Here is a 2,981-nt window from a genome sequence, read left to right as displayed (position 1 = left end):
CGAAGTTGGCTCGTTTCCCTGCCCCGCTCTTCCGTGCTCCCGATATTTCGTTCATCTACGTTGAGGCGAGCGATGTGCGCTTCAATCCGGATTCTGCTGTCTCTCGACCGCTTCGATGAGCGAGGTGATCGCCTAGCGCGTCTCATGAGTCGACGGCCGCCTCATGAGTGACGAATCTGCTCGCACGCTGATCGTCGCAAAGCCTGGGGCGACGAGCATCAGAGTCTAGCGTATCCCCAAAGGCAACCGGGCGTCAGCGGACCGGGATTACCCAATCTCTAGTACATGCCGCCCATCCTGCCGCCGGGCATGGCTGAGGACGTCCCGTCTTCCTTCTCCTCGACCACCACGCACTCGGTGGTGAGGAGGAGACTGGCGACCGAGGCGGCGTTCTGCAACGCCGTCCGCGCCACCTTGGCGGGATCGATCACGCCCGCGGCGACCAGATCTTGGTACGTGTCGGTCTGGGCGTTGTAGCCGAACGCCTTCTCCTTCGAGGAGCGCACTTTCTCGACCACGATGGAACCCTCGGCGCCCGCGTTGGCGGCGATGATCCGGATCGGTTCCTCAAGGGCGCGGCGGACGATTCCCACTCCCACCTGCTCGTCGGGATCCTCGAGCTTCACTTTGTTCAATGCCGCCTGGGCCCGGAGCAGCGCGACACCGCCGCCAGGCACGATGCCCTCTTCGACCGCCGCCCGCGTGGCGTGCAATGCGTCCTCGACCCGCGCCTTCTTCTCCTTCATTTCGGTCTCGGTCGCGGCACCCACGTTGATCACGGCCACGCCGCCGGCCAGCTTGGCCATGCGCTCCTGCAGCTTCTCCTTGTCGTAATCGGACGTGCTCTTTTCGATGGCGGCCTTGAGTTCCCGGATCCGGCCCTGAATGTCGGCCCGCTTGCCGGCGCCGTCGACGAGCGTCGTGGTGTCCTTGTCCACCACGATCCGCTTGCAACGGCCGAGATCGCTTAGCTCGGCCTTCTCCAACTTGAAGCCGACCTCTTCGCTGACCACCTTACCGCCGGTCAGCGTCGCGACGTCCTCGAGCATCGCCTTCCGCCGGTCGCCAAAGCCCGGCGCCTTGACCCCGCACACGTTGAGGGTGCCCCGCAGCCTGTTGACCACCAGGGTAGCGAGCGCCTCACCCTCTATGTCTTCAGCGATGAGGAGGAGGGGCTTCCCCGTCTGCGCCACCTTCTCCAAGATCGGCAGGAGGTCCTTCATCACCGAGATCTTCTTGTCGTGAATCAGGACGTACCCGTCTTCCAGCACCGTCTCCATCTTCTCGGGGTCGGTGATGAAGTAGGGGGAAAGGTAGCCGCGGTCGAACTGCATCCCGTCCACCGTTTCCAGCTCGGTCGCCAAGCCTTTGCCCTCCTCGACCGTGATCACCCCGTCCTTGCCCACCTTCTCCATGGCATCGGCGATCAGGTCACCGATCTCCTGGTCGGTATTCGCGGAGATGGCGCCAACCTGCGCAATCTCTTTCTTGCCGACCGTGGGCATCGACAGCTCCTTTAGCTCGGCCACAACCACCTCGACCGCCTTGTCGATGCCGCGCTTGATCGCCATCGGGTTCACGCCAGCGGTCACACTCTTCAGCCCCTCCCGGAAGATCGCCTGCGCGAGAATCGTCGCGGTGGTCGTGCCGTCACCGGCCACATCCGAGGTCTTGGTCGCCACTTCCTTCACCATTTGGGCGCCCATGTTTTCGACGGCGTCCGGGAGTTCGATCTCTTTCGCCACGGTAACGCCATCTTTGGTGATGGTCGGGCTGCCGAATTTCTTGTCAATGACCACGTTTCGGCCCTTGGGGCCGAGGGTCACCTTCACCGCATCAGCCAGCTGGTCCACGCCCCGCTTGAGGCGCGCCCGCGCGTCGATGTCGAAGTGCAGTTCTTTCGCGTTCGCCATGAGTATGCTCCGTTTCCGGTCGCTCAGCCGATCACGGCGAGGACGTCGGATTCCTTGATGATGAGGACTTCCTGTTCGTCGAGCGTCACCTCGGCGCCGCTGTACTTGCCGTACAGAACTTTCTGACCCTGCTTGAGCTCCATCGGCACGCGCGCGCCCCTTTCGAAGCGGCCGGGACCGACGGCGATGATCTCGCCTTGCTGGGGTTTCTCCTTGGCGGTGTCGGGAATGAACAACCCACCGCGCGTCTGCTCCGTCTCCTCGAACGGGCGTACGACCACCCGGTCTGCGAGGGGCTGGATCTCCGACGTCGTCTTGATGGGCGATTTCGTCAAAATGGCCATGATCCTACACCTCAGTTCACGTGAGAGAGAGGTTGGACGGAGGAGGGCGGGCCAGGCTGCCCCCCTCGTCCGAACCCCTAGTTGTGAGCGGCGACCTTGTGGAAGGTGGAGTTGGAAACCTCGAACGTCTGAACCACAGGCGTTCCGTCAATCACTGCCATCAGGCTCTTCAGCACCTGGGGATACGTGTCGCGCGCGTAAGTGTCCGCGCTCTCTTTGCGATCCCACAAGCTGATGGCGACCGCGTTTTTGCCGTTCGGATTGAGGAACGTGAGCTCGTCCGCGAAGCCAGCCTGTTTCCGGAGTCGCGGCAGGACGTCCTTCTCGATCGTCCGGGTGAACTCAGCGCCGGCATTGGCCTTGAGCTGGATGGAAACTTCTCGTGCGTACATGTGCGGTCTCCTCGGTTATCGGTGATTCAGGCTGCTGCGGTTAACAGCTTTTGGTTCACTATGAAAGTAAGATATAATGATGTACTATACTTGTCAAGTACATCTTTGCTCAAGCGATTATCCGTCTCATTACTTAACTCTTAACTGTTAATGCATGGTCTGCTCGAGAAGAGAAATTCGGGAGGAGCGAATCCTTGGTCCGGACGGGTCGGGGAACCGGGTGGCCGCGGTGCGTGGGCGTCCGGCCGAGCCCGAGCTACCTGGGGGAGCCCGAGTCCAACGGGATCATCGGAGTGCTGGATTCGGACGAGAAGGAGGGCGGACCATGCCGC

General features: G+C 62.0%; 3 protein-coding genes. All 3 read right to left on the bottom strand.

Translation table 11 applies throughout. The features are described from left to right. Window positions 1-278: 278 nt before the first annotated feature. Window positions 279-1,913, bottom strand: coding sequence for a chaperonin GroEL (gene groL / locus VEK15_32390; GenBank protein ID HXV65440.1), 1,635 nt, complete (start codon window positions 1,911-1,913; stop codon window positions 279-281). Between the two features lie 23 nt (window positions 1,914-1,936). Beyond that, window positions 1,937-2,257, bottom strand: a complete 321-nt coding sequence (locus tag VEK15_32385) for a co-chaperone GroES (protein HXV65439.1) — start codon at window positions 2,255-2,257, stop codon at window positions 1,937-1,939. Window positions 2,258-2,334: 77 nt separating this feature from the next. Beyond that, the gene (locus VEK15_32380) at window positions 2,335-2,649 is read right to left on the bottom strand and encodes a hypothetical protein (protein HXV65438.1); all 315 of its coding nucleotides are present in this window, start codon (window positions 2,647-2,649) and stop codon (window positions 2,335-2,337) included. Window positions 2,650-2,981: the final 332 nt, after the last annotated feature.

Source organism: Vicinamibacteria bacterium, assembly GCA_035620555.1.
GTDB lineage: Bacteria > Acidobacteriota > Vicinamibacteria > Marinacidobacterales > SMYC01 > DASPGQ01.
The sequence above is the reverse complement of the archived record's forward strand: the minus strand, read 5'-3'. Positions and strand labels throughout refer to the sequence as shown.